The sequence below is a fragment of the uncultured Lactobacillus sp. genome, assembly GCF_947367085.1.
Lineage (GTDB): Bacteria > Bacillota > Bacilli > Lactobacillales > Lactobacillaceae > Lactobacillus.
In genome coordinates this window covers 1-17,735 of sequence record NZ_CANBCP010000018.1, presented here as the reverse complement: position 1 = coordinate 17,735, position 17,735 = coordinate 1, and the positions used below count along the sequence as shown (strand labels likewise).

The 17,735-nt window shown below is 34.4% G+C and carries 18 protein-coding genes; 4 read left to right on the top strand and 14 right to left on the bottom strand.

What is annotated here, in order from left to right; all coding sequences use genetic code 11:
- Positions 1–28: 28 nt before the first annotated feature.
- Complete coding sequence (gene dnaE / locus Q0Y70_RS04600; RefSeq protein WP_297817366.1) at positions 29–3,148, bottom strand: DNA polymerase III subunit alpha; 3,120 nt, start codon at positions 3,146–3,148, stop codon at positions 29–31.
- Positions 3,149–3,250: 102 nt separating this feature from the next.
- Here dnaE and Q0Y70_RS04595 point away from each other — a divergent pair, with 102 nt between their 5' ends.
- Entirely contained in the window at positions 3,251–3,448 is a 198-nt protein-coding gene (locus Q0Y70_RS04595; protein WP_297817364.1) for a YjzD family protein, read from the top strand.
- A 55-nt stretch (positions 3,449–3,503) separates the two neighbouring features.
- Here the strand turns inward: Q0Y70_RS04595 and Q0Y70_RS04590 are convergent, their stop codons facing one another.
- From Q0Y70_RS04590 to uvrC, 8 genes are all read right to left on the bottom strand, one after another.
- Positions 3,504–5,069 (bottom strand): bifunctional UDP-sugar hydrolase/5'-nucleotidase, encoded by a 1,566-nt coding sequence (locus Q0Y70_RS04590; RefSeq protein WP_297817362.1) that lies wholly within the window; start codon positions 5,067–5,069, stop codon positions 3,504–3,506.
- Positions 5,070–5,116: 47 nt separating this feature from the next.
- A complete protein-coding gene (rpmF, locus tag Q0Y70_RS04585) occupies positions 5,117–5,308 on the bottom strand; it encodes a 50S ribosomal protein L32 (RefSeq protein ID WP_297817359.1) in 192 nt (63 codons plus the stop codon).
- Positions 5,309–5,415: 107 nt separating this feature from the next.
- A complete protein-coding gene (locus tag Q0Y70_RS04580; RefSeq protein ID WP_297817355.1) occupies positions 5,416–5,784 on the bottom strand; it encodes a lipopolysaccharide assembly LapA domain-containing protein in 369 nt (122 codons plus the stop codon).
- Between the two features lie 9 nt (positions 5,785–5,793).
- Positions 5,794–6,588 (bottom strand): SDR family oxidoreductase, encoded by a 795-nt coding sequence (locus tag Q0Y70_RS04575; protein ID WP_297817352.1) that lies wholly within the window; start codon positions 6,586–6,588, stop codon positions 5,794–5,796.
- Complete coding sequence (rnz, locus tag Q0Y70_RS04570; protein WP_297817350.1) at positions 6,581–7,522, bottom strand: ribonuclease Z; 942 nt, start codon at positions 7,520–7,522, stop codon at positions 6,581–6,583. Before rnz ends, Q0Y70_RS04575 begins: the two co-directional genes overlap by 8 nt.
- A 10-nt stretch (positions 7,523–7,532) precedes the next feature.
- The gene (locus Q0Y70_RS04565; protein WP_297817345.1) at positions 7,533–9,455 is read right to left on the bottom strand and encodes an acyltransferase family protein; all 1,923 of its coding nucleotides are present in this window, start codon (positions 9,453–9,455) and stop codon (positions 7,533–7,535) included.
- Between the two features lie 21 nt (positions 9,456–9,476).
- Positions 9,477–10,766, bottom strand: a complete 1,290-nt coding sequence (gene obgE, locus Q0Y70_RS04560) for a GTPase ObgE (protein WP_297817342.1) — start codon at positions 10,764–10,766, stop codon at positions 9,477–9,479.
- A gap of 75 nt (positions 10,767–10,841) precedes the next feature.
- The gene (uvrC, locus tag Q0Y70_RS04555) at positions 10,842–12,644 is read right to left on the bottom strand and encodes an excinuclease ABC subunit UvrC (RefSeq protein ID WP_297817339.1); all 1,803 of its coding nucleotides are present in this window, start codon (positions 12,642–12,644) and stop codon (positions 10,842–10,844) included.
- A gap of 144 nt (positions 12,645–12,788) precedes the next feature.
- On the opposite strand from uvrC, the gene Q0Y70_RS04550 reads away from it, so the two are divergent.
- Together Q0Y70_RS04550 and Q0Y70_RS04545 are read left to right on the top strand one after the other, a co-directional pair.
- Positions 12,789–13,721 carry a nucleoside hydrolase gene (locus Q0Y70_RS04550; RefSeq protein ID WP_297817336.1) on the top strand — a complete coding sequence of 311 codons (933 nt, stop codon included), beginning with the start codon at positions 12,789–12,791 and terminating at the stop codon, positions 13,719–13,721.
- A gap of 18 nt (positions 13,722–13,739) precedes the next feature.
- A complete protein-coding gene (locus Q0Y70_RS04545; RefSeq protein ID WP_297817333.1) occupies positions 13,740–14,357 on the top strand; it encodes a DedA family protein in 618 nt (205 codons plus the stop codon).
- Positions 14,358–14,400: 43 nt separating this feature from the next.
- Here Q0Y70_RS04545 and Q0Y70_RS04540 read toward each other — a convergent pair whose 3' ends face one another.
- Positions 14,401–15,048 (bottom strand): NAD(P)H-binding protein, encoded by a 648-nt coding sequence (locus Q0Y70_RS04540; RefSeq protein ID WP_297817330.1) that lies wholly within the window; start codon positions 15,046–15,048, stop codon positions 14,401–14,403.
- A gap of 175 nt (positions 15,049–15,223) precedes the next feature.
- The gene (locus tag Q0Y70_RS04535) at positions 15,224–16,009 is read right to left on the bottom strand and encodes an alpha/beta fold hydrolase (protein ID WP_297817327.1); all 786 of its coding nucleotides are present in this window, start codon (positions 16,007–16,009) and stop codon (positions 15,224–15,226) included.
- A 79-nt stretch (positions 16,010–16,088) separates the two neighbouring features.
- Between Q0Y70_RS04535 and Q0Y70_RS04530 the strand changes: the two genes are divergently transcribed.
- Positions 16,089–16,226, top strand: a complete 138-nt coding sequence (locus tag Q0Y70_RS04530; RefSeq protein ID WP_297817324.1) for an SPJ_0845 family protein — start codon at positions 16,089–16,091, stop codon at positions 16,224–16,226.
- Between the two features lie 54 nt (positions 16,227–16,280).
- On the opposite strand, the gene Q0Y70_RS04525 is transcribed toward Q0Y70_RS04530, so the two are convergent.
- The 3 genes from Q0Y70_RS04525 to Q0Y70_RS04515 form a co-directional block, all read right to left on the bottom strand.
- Positions 16,281–17,033 (bottom strand): Rib/alpha-like domain-containing protein, encoded by a 753-nt coding sequence (locus tag Q0Y70_RS04525; RefSeq protein WP_297817321.1) that lies wholly within the window; start codon positions 17,031–17,033, stop codon positions 16,281–16,283.
- 127 nt (positions 17,034–17,160) lie between these two features.
- On the bottom strand, positions 17,161–17,433 hold the full coding sequence (locus Q0Y70_RS04520; protein WP_297817318.1) for a hypothetical protein: 273 nt from the start codon (positions 17,431–17,433) through the stop codon (positions 17,161–17,163).
- On the bottom strand, positions 17,434–17,735 hold a 302-nt coding region (locus Q0Y70_RS04515; protein ID WP_297817315.1), incomplete at its 5' end, for a hypothetical protein.

The window sequence follows — 17,735 nt, the reverse complement described above, 5'->3', positions numbered from 1 at the left end:
TTTATTAATTAATACCAATTTTAATAAATTAGTCTTTAAAATTTACTTTTCGTACTGAATTTAATAAATATTGCTTTTTGCTTGAATCAAAGCGGTCAGCCTGGGTACGAATCTGTAACAAGTAAATATCACCGATCTTCAGGCTATTTTTAATTTTTTCATAGGCATTAGGAAATATTGTAAATTCTTCTGGGCCCTGACTATCAGAAAAAGTTGCAAACGCCATTGTTTGACCTTTTTTAGTCGTGATAGGTTTAAGCTTTAATAACTTCCCCACTCCTACACCTGTTTCATTAATTTCAAAATCAGCCAATTTTTTAGCATTAAATCTTTGCGCATATTTTTGAACGGCTAACAATGGATTTATTGTCGTAGCAAAGCCCATTGTTTCAACTTCCATCTGCGCTTTTTCATTATTATCCGGTGCTTTTTTATCAACCGGCTTAGGTTCTAAAGTTTTAAATAAAGAAAGATTATGACCAGACATATTAACAGTATCTACTAAATCCTTACTTACCGCTAATAAAACATTTCTATTTGAATCTACATTATCAAAAGCTCCTGCTTTAATTAAATTATCAATAGAAGCCTGGTTAAGATACTTAGGATCAATCTGCATTAGAAAATCAGCAAGTGATTTGATTGGTTTTTTCAAATTAACTATTTCGTCAACAAAATCATTTCGTAAGCCTCTAATTGCTCTTAAACCAACCAAAATTTTGCCATCTTTCAAACTAAAAAGCTTCTTGGAAGCATTAACGTCTGGTGATAGAACTTTTATACCTAGATCCTGTGCTTGCATTAAATAATCATTAACTTTGTTTTTATCAGCTAGATTACTATTGAGCAAAGCTGTATAAAAAGCTGCTGGATAATGAACCTTTAAATACGCAAGCCAAAACGCAATTTTACTATAGGCTACAGCATGTGAACGATTAAAACCATAGTTAGCAAATTGAGCAATATAATCATAAACTTTTTGTGCAACTGCCTTTGAGCGACCCAATTTAACGGCTCCGTTGATAAACTTTTCTCTTTGTTTTTGAATCGTATCAAGATTTTTTTTCGACATAGCCCGTCTTAATAAATCAGCTTCCCCCAATGAAAAGCCCGCTAAAACTTGTGCTGTCTGCATGACTTGTTCTTGATAAACCAAAATACCATAGGTTGGACCTAAAATATTTTTCAAACTTATATCAGGGTAAGTTACTTTTTCTTTACCATGTTTACGATCAATAAAATGAGAAATATTTTGCATTGGACCGGGCCGATAAAGCGCATTAACAGCTACAATGTCTTCAAAACTATCAGGATGAAGTCTTCTTAAAACTTGCTTAATTCCGTTAGATTCAAATTGAAAGACAGCATCTGTCTTGCCTTGTTGAAATAACTTTAAAGTCAAAGGATCGTCTAATGGAATCTTTTTTGGATCTAAGTCAATTCCTTGAGATTTTAAGAGAGCTAAAGTCTGACCTAAGATTGTTAAATTACGTAATCCTAAAAAGTCAATCTTCAATAAACCAAGAGATTCGACGTTTAACTTAGTTTGTTGCGTGACAGGGATACCTAATGCTCCAGCTTGCAGGCCAACGATTTTAGCAATTGAATCATCTGTAATCACAAGTCCTGCTGCATGAATAGAATAATGGCGTGGCAATCCCTCTATATGAGTGGCGGTTGCAAACAACAGTTTATTTAAATCACTTGCATTAACAAGCATCCTCAAATCTGATGATTTTTCGTAAGCATCTTTTAGGGTTAACTTATCTTTTGAATAAGGTAAAGCTTGTGACCATTTAGCAGCTTCAAATTTATTTAAACCAAAAATTCTTGCAACATCACGTAAAACTTGTTTTGCCGCTAAGGTTCCGAAAGTCAATATCTGAGCTGCGTGATCCATCCCATATTTTTTAAACATATAAGTGATTACTTCGTCGCGCCTATCATCAGGGATATCTAAGTCAATATCGGGCATTTGCTGCCGAGCTGGGTTTAAAAAACGTTCAAATAACAAATTATACTCAAGAGGATCAACCTCGGTAATTTTTAAAGCATATGAAACCAAACTTCCGGCTGCTGATCCTCTCCCAGGTCCTGTAGTAATATGGACTGAATGAGCAAAATTAATGACATCCCAAACTATTAAAAAATAATCATCAAAACCCATCTCATTAATTACATTAAGTTCATACTCCAATCGTTCCTGATAAGCTTTTGGAACCTCTTTATTTACAAAGCGTTCTTGCAATCCTTTTTTGGCTAAATGATGTAGATATTCTTTAGAACTTGGAAATTCATTTTGCTTAAATTTGGGTAACTGAGGATCTTGAAACACTATCTGCGTCGTACAATCTTGAGCGATTTTTTCAGTATTATCAAGAGCTTTTTGTAAATTTAAGCTTCTATAGGCGGCTTGTAACTCACTTTGTGTACGCAAATAGTGAGAGCCAGGTTGCTTTGATAGAATTTCAACATCTTCTAAGTTTTTATTATCTTTGATTGCTAATAGGGTCTTTCGTAAGAAATGGTCTTGCTTATTAAGGTATTCTACATCTTCTGCTGCAACCAGAGGCAAGTTGAATTGCTTGGCAAGTGAATTTACAAAATTAATATAAGCTTGCTGGTCTTTATGTCCATATACACCTAAATATAGATCACAACTTTTTCCTAATAAATTTTTTAATCCCCTAATAAAGTCAGCAGCTAAATTGGGATTTTGATTCATTAAAAATTTTAATTCGCTATGCTCATTTGCAGGAACAATAAACACCAGATCCGACAAATATTTAGTTAATTCTTTTAAAGTTAAAATTTTGTCGCTTTCGCCATTTTCTGTTAGTAAATTTATAGCGCTAGATAGTCGAAAAAGATTACCTAAGCCAGCTTGATTTTTTGCTAATACAATCAAATCATATTTGCGAGATTCATTTATCAACCCATTAATTCGAATTTGCATTCCTAAAAGAGGTTTAATCCCCGCTTTTTTAGCAGCCTTATAAAATTCTACTAAACCGTATGTTACATTAATGTCAGTCAAAGCAATAGCATTATAATTTTTCTGCTTTGCATTACTAACTAATTGCTCTACAGTTACCGGGCTTTGAAGTAAAGAAAAACTAGATATATTTTGAATTCCTGCAGTTGCCATTAAATTCACCCTTTCTTATTTTCAAGTATACCAAAACATACATTCCTTGCTTGCGTTAATACACTTTTTTTGCTAATATACCTAGCGAAAGAAGGAGATTTTATGCGCTATATTGTTACTACTGTTTGGTCAGTAATCTTTATGGAGATTATTGGTTTTATTGCAGCTTCATTAACTCAAATGAAATTTGATCCTCAACAATCTGCACTTATTGGTGTCGTTTTTGGAATCTTATTTACAGCAATTATTCCTACAATCACAGCTAAGAGCCATAAAGATAAGTCAGTTTACGGAAAATAATTAATTTATAAGCAAATTAAAAGAGCTATTTCTTTTTGAAATGGCTCTTTTTTCATTAATAAAATTTAAAATTAGGTTTTGTATCTACAACCACATCATTTTGAGTTAAATACTCACTAAACATTTGTACATAATCTTGGTCAAAAGTTTTTTCAATTTTATCCATACTGTAAGCTGGATAAAAACCTCCACCTAAAGCGCGATAATTATTTACGGCTAAACGATAATTTTTATTATCCTCAACATCTTCCCCATGAAGTTTTAACTTGGTTAAGCGTTGACCTACTGGTTTTGAGAGATCAGCTTCATATTGCACTGGATAAAACATGTCATAATGATAAAGCATCGGCTTAGGCGTAATCCAACGATCAATAAATTTGATATTACCGTCTTTATCTTTTTCTAAAAATCCACATGCATATTCAATTATTTCACGTAGATCTTTTCCACTGACATTTACTATACACAATTGATTTGCATAAGGATAGTTAAGCAAGACTTCTCTCATAGTAACATTTTTTGAAAAGCCTTTCGCGGTTTCTGACATTATAGCCGTCGCAGAAACATCTGCATTTGTAAACCATAACTGCATTTGTTGAATTAAATTTACGAACGGAGCTCCTTTTATTCGTCCTTGAATTGCATTTTCAATTGGAGCTGGTTCAGACAAATGAGCAATCGGCTTGTCTAGCCATTTTTGGGTTTGCTCATCCAGTTCTTTAACAATAGATTCTATTTTAGGATCTGGTGCATAATCTTTAGTATCTAAAAGTTCAGTGTCAATATTTTTAATTTTAGCTTTGCCAGAAGCAGTCTTTTCAACATCTAAGACTACTTTTGCTACTGCTTCTCCACGATAGCCTGGTTGAACTATCGCGGTATTATTTTTAACTAAATTTAAGCGGCGATGTTGGTGTCCGGTCAAGAAGGCGTCTATTTCAGGAATTTGCGTTAAAATCTTATATCCTTCATTTTCACCAGTATGAGGCTCAGTAGCTACTCCACTAATTGGATCAGAATCACATCCACCGTGATAGAGAGCTACTAAAACATCAACTTGTGGACGTAATTTCTTCGCTAGTTTTGATAGTGCTTCAAAACCCGAAGTGAATTTTAAGCCCTTAATGTGTTCTTCTGGTTCCCAATGAGAAATATATTGAGTAGTAATACCCATAATACCAATTTTTAAACCAGCTCTTTCAACAATTTTATATTCTTGTCCTAAAAACGGAGTGTTTGTTTCAGCATCTAAAACATTATCAGTAATAAAATTTGATTTGTTATTCTCGACATAATAACTCAAATAATCTAGACCATAATTAAAGTCATGGTTACCGAAAACGCGAGCATCATAACCTACTTCATTATAAGCTTGTGTAAAAGCCCACAGCCCTTTTTCTTCAGGTAAAGTATGACAATAACTAGCCAGAGGAGAACCTTGTAAGCAATCTCCTGAATCTGTCACAAGGACGTTTTCAGCACCATATTTTTCTTTTTGACTCTTCACTAAGGTACTTACTCGACTTAAAGAAATTGGCGCATTATAATCATTTTTATCTTGATAATCAGTTGGCATCAAAAAGCCATGTGTATCGCTAGAATGTAAAATCACTAGTTTCATTTTTATCCCCTTTTTCAATAAAAAAAGACACCTACAGGTGTCTTTAATTAATCGTTGTTTTGTTGTTTAGTTTCGTTAACAACTTGACGGCCTTTGTAAAAGCCTTTAGGTGAAACACGGTGGCTCAAACGGTATTCACCAGTAGTTGCATCATAGTGCATTGCTGGTGTAGCCAACTTAATGTGACCACGACGTGAACGCTTTTTTTGCTTAGAAGTTTTTCTTGCAGGAACTGCCATTCGTTAGATCTCCTTTTTTATAGAATTGAGACTTTACGGACTTAAATAATTAAGCCACTAAATACTCACGTATTTCAATAATACAATCTAGTTGCTGAGAAATCAAGTTAAATCTTGCTTTTATCGGTTGAAGTTTCATTTTTTTGCTTTTGAAGTTGGTCAATTGCAGCTTCTAATTCAGAAATCTTTTGATTTTTCTCAGCTAGCGTTTTCTGAAATTCTTTTTCTAAACTAGCCTTTTGTTCAGCTAATGCCTTTTGATTAGGTTTACCCTTTTCGCCGGTTCCTAATAATAAAGAGACTACTGCTCCTAAAAGCATCATAATTACTAAAACGATGATTAGAGGCAGCTGAGGCTGATAAAATCCAAAGTTAATCGCAACTGGTTCAATGTTTAAACAAGCAAAAATAACTAAAATTAAAACAATGATAAGACCAAATACTAACTTACTTTGTTTGCTGTTTTGCTGTTTCATCGAACTGCCCTACTTTCTACTAGCGAACTTTAGGCTGGCCCAATCGCCGATAGTAGGAAAAATTTGATAAAGTTTTGCCAGAACTGAAAGACTGATAGGTAAATTCAATTCGCGACGATTTGAACCGAAGAAATGAACTACTTGCCAAGCAACATCATCTGGATCAAGCATAAAACGTTGTACATTCTTTTCGTAGTTACCGGTTTGATCAGCAATATTAAAGAAATTAGTATATACAGGACCTGGGTTAACTGTCATAACTTTTACACCAAAAGGCTTTAGTTCCAAGCGTAAAACATTTGAAAATTGGATTACGGCAGCTTTTGTTGCACTATAAACAGCAGTTTTAGTAGTTGGTACGATACCCGCAATAGAGCCAAAATTAATGATTTGTCCTTCTTTTTGATCCATCATTACACGAGCAATAAGACGAGTAAAATACATTAAGCCTAAAACATTAGTTTGAAACATCTTAGGAGCTAGTTGAGGATTCATCTTGAGAAATTCTTCAAAGACACCAAAACCAGCAGCATTAACTAAATAATCAATATGATCCACATTTTTAATTATTTCGCTAAATGCATCATCGATTTGGTCGGCTTTTCCCATATCAGTTGGAATGACAAAAGCCTGACTTCCGGATAATTTTTTTGCTTCATCTGCAACTTGAATCAATTTTTCTTGACGACGGGCAAGCAAAACTACTGTCGCACCTCTGCTTGCACTTTCTAAAGCAATTGACTTCCCAATTCCACTTGACGCACCAGTAACCACAACGACTTTGTCTCTTAAAGAATTACTCATTATCCTGCTTCCTTACCTTAATCTCATAACTATCTAAATCATTTGCTAAATGAGTGTGTTTAAATACTTTTTTTGCTTGTTTTTCCAAATGCTGTCCTGCTTTTCCTGTGTAACGTGCTGAAATATGTGTTAAAAATAGTTCAACCACGTTATGACTCGCCGCTACTTTAGCTGCATCTAAGCAAGTTGAATGAAAATAGCGATGTGCCATTTTACTATCTTCTCCAGCAAAGGTTGATTCATGCACTAAAACATCTGCATCTTGAGCTAATTGTCCGATACTTGGTGTTGGCCTAGTATCATAAATAATGGTGACTATTCTCCCTGGTCGTGGCTGACCTAAAAAGTCTTTTCCATTTAAAGTTGTTCCATCACTTAAAACTACAGTTTTACCAGCTTTCAGTTGACCCAAAAGTGGTCCATTTGGTACATGATACTTGGCTAACTCATCCATAAGTAATTCGCCTAGACGCGGCTTTTCAACAACTCTAAAGCCAAAACTAGGCACTCGGTGATCAAGTTTAGCAGTAAAAACCGCAAAATCTTTGTTTTCAAAAATCAATCCATCATCAGTTAAATTTACATATTTGATTGGATATGAAACTTTAGTTCTAGAAACTTTTAAAGATGTCTGTACAAATTGTTCAATTCCGGGTGGACCATAAATTGTTAACGGACCGCCTTGGCCTTGAAATGATCTTGAAGATAATAACCCTGGCAAGCCGAAAATATGATCTCCATGGTTATGAGAAATGAAAATTCGGGTAATTTTACGAGGTCGAATATTGGTCCTCAAAATTTGATGCTGGGTTGCTTCTCCAACATCAAACAGCCAAATTTCATTTAATTCATCTAAAAGTTTAAGTGCTGTACAAGAAACATTGCGCCCTTTCGAGGGCTGTCCTGCGCCTGTACCCAAAAATTGTATTTCCATGAAAATTTATCTAATAAAGACCTTTCTCAACGATTGTTTTTGTAATTTGTGCTGAATAATATTTTGAACCGGTAGGATTTGGATGAGTTAAATCACTATATAGCCAATCATTATGTGCATGTGCCAAATTATACCAATCAATAATTGTTAAATTTTTATACTTTTGACTAGCCTTTTGTAAAAGGTTATTGACTGGACGTTGCCAGTCTTTAGACGGTACATGAATATTAATCCAAAATACTCGACGTTTATCACCTACAATACTCATCAAATGATCAACATCGTTCATTGAAAACGGTCCATTTGTACCCAATCCAACCAAAACATTAGGATTTAAAGCACCTTGATTTTTATATTGCTCAAATAAAGCTATTGTTGGTGCTAATTGCCGTGATACTGCAGCATCTATAATCATGTTGGGCATTAACTGTTTCAAGTTTTGACTAGAGCCCGCCATAACGGAGTCTCCAATAGCCGTCACTCTAATCTTTTGTGCTAATTGAAGATCAACTTGAGAAATCCCATATTTTTCAAATTCTTTATTAACTGGATGAGTTTTGGCAAGCATTTTTGCTTGCTTTAATATTTCAGCTTTACTTTCTTTAATGCTTCGACTCTTTTTGGCTTGTTTAATTAAGCGCTTATTATCTTTTAACTGCTGGTTACGGTTCTTTTTAATTTGTCGCGCTAATGGAGAGTTATTGACATTTTCGGCTTTGACACTTGGTGCCTTAATAATTGCTGCAGTACCTAAAACAAATACGATGGCAACCATAACTGCAGCAGCTTTTTGAAAGATAAAAGTATTCTGTAAATTAGTAACTTTGCCAAAGAATTCTTTAGTTTTTGCCCAAGTGATCTTACCCATTGGTTTTTCAATAAAACGATAAGATAATTCGGAGATAATGATGATCAACACAATTTCAATTACACGATAAAGAATTACGTGATCAGCCATATCTTTAACCTTATCTTCAAAGAAAATCATGATTGGAAATTGCCAAAGATAAATGCCGTAACTTCTTGATCCAATCCACTGAAAAACTGGATTAGTTAACCACTTGTTCCAGTGACTTCCAGGATGAGCGATCACAGCTACAAATATGGTGGTGACAAGTGAAAATAAGAACATCCCACCGCGGTAAACAAAACCTTGAACTGGATTAAAGATAGGACTCATTGCCATCCATAAAATACCAATTAAGCTAATCGCTCCGACTATATCGAGTAAACGACTATCTTGTGGTCTTACCTGACGACGCAGTTTCCATGTTGGCCAAACTACGGCTAGCATAGCTCCTAAGCCTAATGAGAAAAAGCGTGTATCTGTTCCATAATAAATTCGACTTGTATCGACACCTGGCTTGAACAAAATTGCCATTTCTAAGGCAGAAGCCAGTGTTAAAGCAGTTAAAATCCAGAATCTAATATTTCTCTTTTTAACAAACTTTACTAACAAAAATATAGCTAAAGGCCAGATAATATAGAACTGACCTTCAATTGACATCGTCCATAAATGGACAAATGGTGACTCATTTGCCGCAAAACGTTCAAAGTAAGATTGACCATTAAAAATTTGCCAAAAATTATAAACATTGAGCAAATTAGTAATCACAACTTGATTTAGCTTATTCAAAAGATTTTGCTGAAATAGCAAAATATAGGAGCTACATACCCATAATAAAGTGATCATTTGGGGATATAATTTTTTTGCTCTACGAAGATAAAAACCATTAGTATTGTAGCTACCCTTTTCATCATAGGAATGAAACATATGATCAGTAACCAAGTATCCTGATAAGATTAGGAAAATTGGTACACCTAAATAACCACCCATAAATCTATTTGGATCTAGGTGATACAAAATGACTCCAATAACAGCTAAAGCACGTAAGCCTGCATATCCAGTGATAAAGCGGTTTTTAGTCTTCAAAATTCTTCCCTCAAATTTTTATTATTCTACATATTCGAAGGTGAAGTCATTAATAGTAACCTCATCTCCATCTTGAGCTCCTTTATTTCTCAAGGCTTCATCAACACCCATACGTTTTAATTTACGAGCAAGTAACATAATTCCATCAGTATGGTCCAAATTAGTTCTTTGAACTAAACGTTCAAGTTTTTCACCAGTGACATTGAAGCTATGTTCACCAGTTCTTTCAACTTCAAACTTATCATCAAGAGGTTTGTTATAAACATATTGTTTTTCACTAACCTTAATTTCAGCCGGTTCTTGAGCTTGCTGGCGAGAGATTTGATCTACTAAGTCAGCTGCAGCATTCATAAGTGGGCCTACTCCTTGATGAGTAACACTTGAAATTGGATAAACAACCACATCTTTACCGAGTTTTTCTTTAAATTTTGCAAGTTTTTCCTCGCTGCCTGGAATGTCCATTTGTGAGGCAACGATTAATTCTTCTTTATCGGTTAAATCTGTTGTATATCCCGCAAGTTCTTTTCTGATAGTTTGATAATCTTCATAGGCATCGCGACCATTATTTGGATCCATTGAAACCAGATGCAAAATCACTTTTGTTCTTTCAACGTGGCGTAGGAACTGTATTCCCAAACCAACGCCTTCACTGGCTCCTTTAATAAGACCTGGCAAATCTGCCATTGAAAAGTCACGACCATCTGGCAAAACTACCATTCCAAGGTTTGGAGTTAAAGTAGTAAATTCATAAGCTGCAATTTTAGGCTTAGCCTTAGTAACAACAGAAAGCAAAGTCGACTTACCCACAGAAGGAAAACCTACCAATCCAACATCCGCCAAAACCTTTAGCTCTAAGCGTAATGTACGGTATTGTCCTGGTTCTCCGTTTTCTGCGATCTCTGGTGCAGTTCGTGTACTAGTAGCAAAGTGAATATTTCCACGTCCACCACGTCCACCACGAGCAACCATTAATTGTTGCCCGTTTTTAACTAAGTCACCTAATAATTCGCCTGTATCAAAGTCATAGACACTTGTACCCATTGGTACTTTAAGATATACGTCTTTAGCTCCTCTACCGTATTGGGATTTTATTCGACCGTTTTCACCATTATCAGCTTTAAATTTTCTTCTGAAGCGAAAATCCATTAAAGTACGTAAGCCAGAATCAGCTACAAGATAAATACTACCACCACGTCCGCCGTCGCCGCCGGCAGGGCCTCCAAGTGGTACATATTTTTCATGACGAAAAGCTACTGCTCCATCTCCACCTTTTCCAGCTTGTACATCAACTTTTGTCTGATCAACAAACATTTTATCCCTCCTTTTTACAAAAATTTATACATTCTTTTATATGATAACACATCAATCATGCTCTACATAGCGATTTTATAAACTTAATTTAACAGTTTGGGCTTGAGGTAATGTCAAACCCGCCTGTCTTAATTCATCAATTGAAGCTTCTTTGATCTTTTTAAGTGAGCCGAACTGTCTTAATAGTTTATTACGACTCTTTGGACCTATCCCTTTTATATGATCTAGCTTACTAGAAAGTGCATTTTTAGCATGTGTTTTTCGGTGAAAAGTAATCGCAAAGCGGTGAACCTCATCTTGAATACGCGTCATAAGATAAAAACCTTGAGATTTTGGATCCATTGGAATTAGCTTTAATTCTTGTCCTTTGGTCGGATCTCCATAAAGCAAATGATTTGTACGGTGGTGATCATCTTTCACCATACCGGCAACTGGAATATTCAAATTCAATTCATTTCTTAGAACGTCTAAACAAGCATCCACTTGAATTTGTCCACCATCCATTAAAATCAAATCGGGCATTTTTTTATTTTCTCGTTTCAGACGACCATATCTTCTTCTAACTACTTCGCGCGTATTTCTAACTTCATCGCCACCATTTTGATGCTCTACTTCACCTTTTAGCTTGTATTTACGATATTCATTTTTATCCGGTTCGCCATCTGTAAAAACTACTAGAGCAGAAACAGGATCTGTTCCTTGAATATGAGAATGGTCAAAACTTTCAATTCTATGACCATAATCTAATCCTAAGGCCTTAAAAATTTCAGCCTGAGCACCTTTGGTCTTTCGATTTCCTAATTCTAATAAACGGAACTTTTCATCAAGCTTCAATTTTGCATTGTCATGAGCCATTTCTAATAAAGCTCTCTTTTGACCTCTTTGAGGTGTACGAACTGGAACTTTTAACACTTCACTTAGAGCTTCATTATCTATCCCTTTGGGTACCAAGACTTCCTTAGGCAAAACTCGATTCTTTTGATTGTAAAACTGCGCAATAAAAGAAACAAATTCATCAGTAGGTTCATTAACATCAGTTAAAGGAAACATCCTGGTTTCTCGTCTTAGTAATTTTGCTTGACGTAAGAAAAAGATCTGTATCGAAATCCAAGACTTATCGACATAGAAATTAAAGATGTCACGTTGAGTATTATCATTAGAAATAATCTTTTGCTTTTCGACAGTCTGTTCAATGTAATTAAGTTGATCGCGAACCTCAGCTGCTCTTTCAAATTCCAGATTTTCGCTAGCAGTCTGCATTCGAGCTGTTAATTCAGATTTAGCTTGGCTAATATCTCCGTTTAAAAAGCTTTTGATCTTTTTAATTTGCTCATTATATACCGATTTTGGTACCTCTTTAAAACAAGCGCCTAAACATTGTCCCATATGGTAATACAAACATGCTCGCCCTTGCTTGCCCGCACAGCGTCTTAATGGCCAAACCTTTTGAATAAATTTTAAAGTTGCTTGAGCAGCATAAACATTTGGATAAGGTCCGAAATAATATCCTCCATCTTTTTTAATGATTGAGGTTAATTTGGTCTGTGGATCTTTTTCGTTTGTAATTTCAATATAGGGATATCCAGTACCCTGTTTTAGTTGAACATTATAATAAGGCTGATATTTTTTTATTAAAGTGATTTCCAATAAAAAAGATTCTTTGTCTGAAGAGACAGTAATAATATCAAAATCACGTATTTCTTTAACTAACTCAGCTCGACGGCCAACCTGCTTACTTTTAAAATAGGAACGTACACGATTTTTTAAATTTTTGGATTTTCCAACATAAATTACCGTTCCATTAATATCCTTCATAAGATAGCAGCCAGGTTTTGCCGGTAAGAGTTTTAATTTATTTTCTATGTACTGTGTTGCCATCTCTCATTTCTCCTTATTTATTTTCAGCATTTAATAGTTTAACACGTTACACACAATTAGTAAGTATAAAAGCTTGCCTTTTAGTTTACGAATAATAGTAATGTCAGATAAAATAGTAATATCTATATTAAAAGAGGCATAATAATGAAAAATATTTACTTTGATCATGACGGAAATATCGACGATTTAGTTTCTTTATTATTGTTATTGCAAGCCCCAGATATTAAATTAATTGGCGTAGCTGCAGTTGATGGTGATGGTTATATTGATCCAAGTATGGAATCTTGTCGAAAAATGATTGATCGATTCAACTTGCGCAATGACAATTTAGAAGTAGCACGCTCTGATGCTAGAGCAATCCATCAATTTCCAGAAAAATGGCGAATAGCACCTTACTCATTTAATTATTTCCCTATTTTGAATGAATCTGGCCAAATTAAAACTCGCGAAGCAAAATTACCAGCATATTTAGATATGATTGAGAAAATAAAAAATGCTGATGGATTAGTTGATTTGGTCATGACTGGACCAATTACTGATTTGGCCAAAGCTTTAGACAAAGATTCTTCTATTCAAGAAAAAATCGGCAAAGTATACTGGATGGGTGGATCATTAGATGGTCACGGAAACGTGGTAGCAGTTGATGCTGATGGAAGCCAAGAATGGAATGCATTTTGGGATCCGGAAGCAGTAAAAAGAGTATTACAATCAGACTTAGATATTCAGATGGTTGGACTTGAAAGCACAGAAGAAATCCCTTTGACTGATGAGCTTCGTCAGCATTGGGCAAGTTTAAGAAAGTATCCGGCCATTGACTTAGTTGGTTTAGGTTATAGTCTGATTATCTCTATTCCCGGAGCTGAGCTTTACCTGTGGGATGTTTTAACAACGATGTCATGTTTATATCCGGAATTAGTTACTAGTAAAACAACTAAAGCTAGCATCATAACAGATACCCTAGCAGCAGGTAGAATGTATGAAGATCCTAACGGAAAAGAACTGACCTTAGTGACTGGCACTAATAAAGAAGAATTTTTCGACAAGATGGATATGATTTTAAAAAGAAAGAAGAATTAATTTTTAGGAATAATTTACATGACACATTGGTTAACTGACTTTATTGAACAATTTGGCTACTTTGCCATCTTATTATTAATTGCAATCGAGAACATTTTCCCACCTATACCCTCAGAAGTCATTCTTACTCTGGGTGGATTTTTGGTCCATGTCACTAATTTGAGACTAATCGGCGTAATTCTTGTTTCTACCCTAGGTTCTTTAGTTGGAGCAATTATCCTGTTTTCATTGAGCCGTAATTTGACTTTAAAGCGACTAGAAAAGTTATTAGGTACAAAATTATTTAAGATCTTAGGATTCAAAAAAGATGATGCTCAAAAAGCCATTTCTTGGTTCGATAAACATGGTATCGGTGCCATTTTTTATGGACGATGTATCCCGGTCGTAAGAAGTTTAATTTCTATACCAGCGGGGATTTCGCATGTTGGTTGGATAAAATTTCTAATTTTGACAACTTTCGGCTCTTTAATCTGGAATAGTGTTTTAGTTGGGTTAGGTTTTTACATGGGTAAAAATTGGCAAGTTATCGTTAAAATTTTTGATGATTATACCTTATTGATCATTGCCTTGTTAATAATTTTGTTTATTTATTTTGGTATCAAATGGTACAAAAACAGAATTAAAGTTAGAAATTAAAAAGAGAAGCTCATGCTTCTCTTTTTAATTTTCTTCTACTATCTTAATACCAAGCAGGCTTATCTGCATCAGTATTTGGTTTATTCAAACCAATATTTTCGCGAATTTCTCCATTTGGATTTTCAATTAAATCTACTACATGCTTAGCTACGCTCTTTCTTGATACTTCGGTACCCTTAAATGCAGTCTTTGCACCAATTGTCTCTTCATAATCAATTTCATCTTTATTGGTAAGCCAAGCTGGTCTGATTATTGTGTAATCCAAATCACTATCACTTATCACATCAGCAGCTGCACGATAAGTCGTTAGATATGACCCTAATATATTCTTATTCCACTGACCAAATTTGCCAGGAACTTCATCATAAATTCCTAATGAAGATATCCAAATCAAACGTTTGATACCTCGATTATCCATAGCTTTAACTACAGTTTTTGCTTGATCTTCTATATTTGATCCAGCTAAATTGGCATAAACAATACCTGCACCACTCAATGCATCGTAGAGTTGATTATAATTACTTGCATCTCCAACGACTATTTTTTCACGTTGATCATCAATTGTATCTTTATCTAATTTATTTGGGTGACGTAAAAATAGAACTAATTCATTGTTTGAGTCTTTTAAAAGCATCTCTTCAGCTAGCTTTGCAATTTGTCCGGCTGCACCTAAAATAGCAATTTTCTTCATAATTAAAACCTCCAAAAAATCATATTAATTGACGGCTTCTGTGCAAACTTGAATAATTTCAGTCATTTAAATCTCCCTTTTCATTAAATATCTTTTACATGTATAGCATAGCACTTATTATTAGTAAGTCAATATCAAACTTTAAAAAAGTAAGTTACTTTAATTACTTGTTAATTCAGAGCTTTTCGTCTGCAAATTTTTTTATTTCTTCAGCTAATATCTCAGGTTGCTCAGCTTGAATTAAATGACCACAATCCGGTATGATCTCATAAGAAATTAACGGATTTAATTTGGCAACTTCATGAGCAAAATGATAGTCAAAATATGGTGAGTTCTTACCAACCAAGATAAGCAAAGGAATCGATAATTTTCTTAGAGTATCACGCCAATCGCATCTTGCATGGTCAACCAAAAAAATAAAATTATCTTCTGGATTATATGGAAATTCTTGATATTCCTTTTTTGCTTTGGCCACCATATGATGATCTAAATGTGCATAATGTGCTTTCCCAAAGTCTAATTTTAAATACTCCGGAAAATTTACGATATTCAAATCTTTGAAACCGTATTGCCAGTCAGCATCTGAAATCATTTTTGGTGATTGATCTAAATCAATTATTTTAGAAAATTTACCGGCACCATATTTATCTTGATAGGCAAATAAGGTAGCTGCTCCCATTGAATTGCCTACTCCAATAACTTTCTCCAATTTCAGAAATTCTAATAGTTCTTGTACATCTTGGGCGTGGCGCATAATTGTCTGACCAATTGAACTACGTTGAGACAACCCCTGATTGCGAGGATCAGAGACGATAACCCGATAATTAACTTTTAATAAATCAACTACTTGATCCCATAATACGTGTGAGCCACCAATTCCAGGAACACAAAGTATTGTTTTATCGCCTTTTTGACTATCTGAATAAAACAACTTGAGATGATCACTTGTTTCAAAATACATTTTTTCCTCTTTAGTAATAATCAATGCAAAATAAATTCATTTCTTTTATAATAGTGTAAAAAAGCAAAGGAGATCAATTATGGGTTTAACTTTTAAGAAAAATGATGAATTAGAAAAAATGTTAGATAAATTTGCCATCATGCCAGATGATCCAAAGCAAAAATCTAAAAAGAAGCCAGACAAAGATAAAAAAGAAACTAATGCGGATAAGAAATAATTGATAAAAAATAGGGCTTGCCGAGGTAGACAAGTCCTATTTTTGTTTTAAGCATTAATTTCTATCTTTAATTAAATTTTTAGCAACTAAACCGAAACTAGCGATTAAAGTCAAAATACCCATCATCAATACAGCTACAGTATTCTTGGCATTTGTTTGTGGTAATTCACTATCACCTGAAGCATGTCCAGTTTCATTAGTAACTACTGCACTTTCTGATTCAGGTTCAACTGTAGAAGAAACACTTTCTTTAGCTTGATCTTTCTTAGCTGTACTTTCTTTAACTGGGGCAGCATCTCTAACGATAACTGGAGATTGAACCTTGTTTGTATCTTTTTCACTCTTAGCTGGAACTTTTTCGTCTTCAACTGGAGCTTGCTCATCTTGAGCAGCAGAAGAAGTATCCTTTGCAGTCACATAAACAGCTAAGTTGGAAGCTGAACCATCCGGAAATGTTACGATAATTTGTCCATAACTGCGACCTGGTTTTGAAACATCTGGTTGCATATTCCACTTTGCCGTCGTGCCCGCAGGTAAACTATCCCAGTTACTTACACCAAGTTGTGCAGCTGGTAATTGATTTAAAGGCGTAGTTAAGCTCGCTGCAATCAAAGGATTACGATAAGCTTGTAAGTTTTTGTGATCTTGCAAGTCTTGATCCATCTTTGCATCATAAGTTGCTTTAGGATCTTGATCAGTTGTATCAGCTTTAACTATATTTTTTTGCATTCCTAATCCTGCTACAACACCTGCAGCTGCTAGAGTAAATGCTATCTTTTTTATTTTTTGGTTTAATTGCTTAATCATAATAATATCTCCCTCTAATAGGTCCCAGCTCTACTTCGATCTATTAATATCTTTATTAGATATTATACCCTAGTTTTACAAAACTATTACAAAAAAGGCTTATAAATTTCAAATTTTGTAATATCCCTTACTTATCAATCATCAAGGCAAAACGCAGAATTTCAGCTGGTAGATTTTCTTTTTTTATGTTATTGACTTCAAGCAGTTTCTTTCCTTTTTGGTAACGCATCTTATAGCTACCATCTTCATCAAAAAACAGATTAAAATTAATTGCTTTATGATGACGGGTTACAAACTTTGTTTTAACTAGATAATTATCATCTTGAATCGTTTCAAAACTAACTAAATTCTGACTCCAGTCGTTCCAAATATCCTTCAGTCGTTTACTTTCTGAATCCATTTATCTAACATTTTGAGCTGCAAAATCCATCACGTCTTGCAGCATCCTTTCAAAATTATACATAGCACTGGACAAATTCAGCTGTCCAATTTCTTGATTTACAAAGGCCCCTTGATTATTTAAGAGTACTCCATAATCAGATGCTATTCGAGCTGCATCGTGTTTAATTGTATTAAAATTACCAATCTTACGGTTTACTGAATTTACAGTTAATACTCGATCACTTAAGCTATAAGTTCCATTAGGATTCATTTTTAAGTAAAAATAAATCCCTTCATTTAAATCATTTGTTTGGTTAGTAA

Bases quoted from the DNA above. Each gene is read 5' to 3' on its own strand.
- dnaE (WP_297817366.1), bottom strand. From the start codon at position 3,148: ATGGCAACTGCAGGAATTCAAAATATATCTAGTTTTTCTTTACTTCAA.
- Q0Y70_RS04595 (WP_297817364.1), top strand. From the start codon at position 3,251: ATGCGCTATATTGTTACTACTGTTTGGTCAGTAATCTTTATGGAGATT.
- Q0Y70_RS04590 (WP_297817362.1), bottom strand. From the start codon at position 5,069: ATGAAACTAGTGATTTTACATTCTAGCGATACACATGGCTTTTTGATG.
- rpmF (WP_297817359.1), bottom strand. From the start codon at position 5,308: ATGGCAGTTCCTGCAAGAAAAACTTCTAAGCAAAAAAAGCGTTCACGT.
- Q0Y70_RS04580 (WP_297817355.1), bottom strand. From the start codon at position 5,784: ATGAAACAGCAAAACAGCAAACAAAGTAAGTTAGTATTTGGTCTTATC.
- Q0Y70_RS04575 (WP_297817352.1), bottom strand. From the start codon at position 6,588: ATGAGTAATTCTTTAAGAGACAAAGTCGTTGTGGTTACTGGTGCGTCA.
- rnz (WP_297817350.1), bottom strand. From the start codon at position 7,522: ATGGAAATACAATTTTTGGGTACAGGCGCAGGACAGCCCTCGAAAGGG.
- obgE (WP_297817342.1), bottom strand. From the start codon at position 10,766: ATGTTTGTTGATCAGACAAAAGTTGATGTACAAGCTGGAAAAGGTGGA.
- uvrC (WP_297817339.1), bottom strand. From the start codon at position 12,644: ATGGCAACACAGTACATAGAAAATAAATTAAAACTCTTACCGGCAAAA.
- Q0Y70_RS04550 (WP_297817336.1), top strand. From the start codon at position 12,789: ATGAAAAATATTTACTTTGATCATGACGGAAATATCGACGATTTAGTT.
- Q0Y70_RS04545 (WP_297817333.1), top strand. From the start codon at position 13,740: ATGACACATTGGTTAACTGACTTTATTGAACAATTTGGCTACTTTGCC.
- Q0Y70_RS04540 (WP_297817330.1), bottom strand. From the start codon at position 15,048: ATGAAGAAAATTGCTATTTTAGGTGCAGCCGGACAAATTGCAAAGCTA.
- Q0Y70_RS04535 (WP_297817327.1), bottom strand. From the start codon at position 16,009: ATGTATTTTGAAACAAGTGATCATCTCAAGTTGTTTTATTCAGATAGT.
- Q0Y70_RS04530 (WP_297817324.1), top strand. From the start codon at position 16,089: ATGGGTTTAACTTTTAAGAAAAATGATGAATTAGAAAAAATGTTAGAT.
- Q0Y70_RS04525 (WP_297817321.1), bottom strand. From the start codon at position 17,033: ATGATTAAGCAATTAAACCAAAAAATAAAAAAGATAGCATTTACTCTA.
- Q0Y70_RS04520 (WP_297817318.1), bottom strand. From the start codon at position 17,433: ATGGATTCAGAAAGTAAACGACTGAAGGATATTTGGAACGACTGGAGT.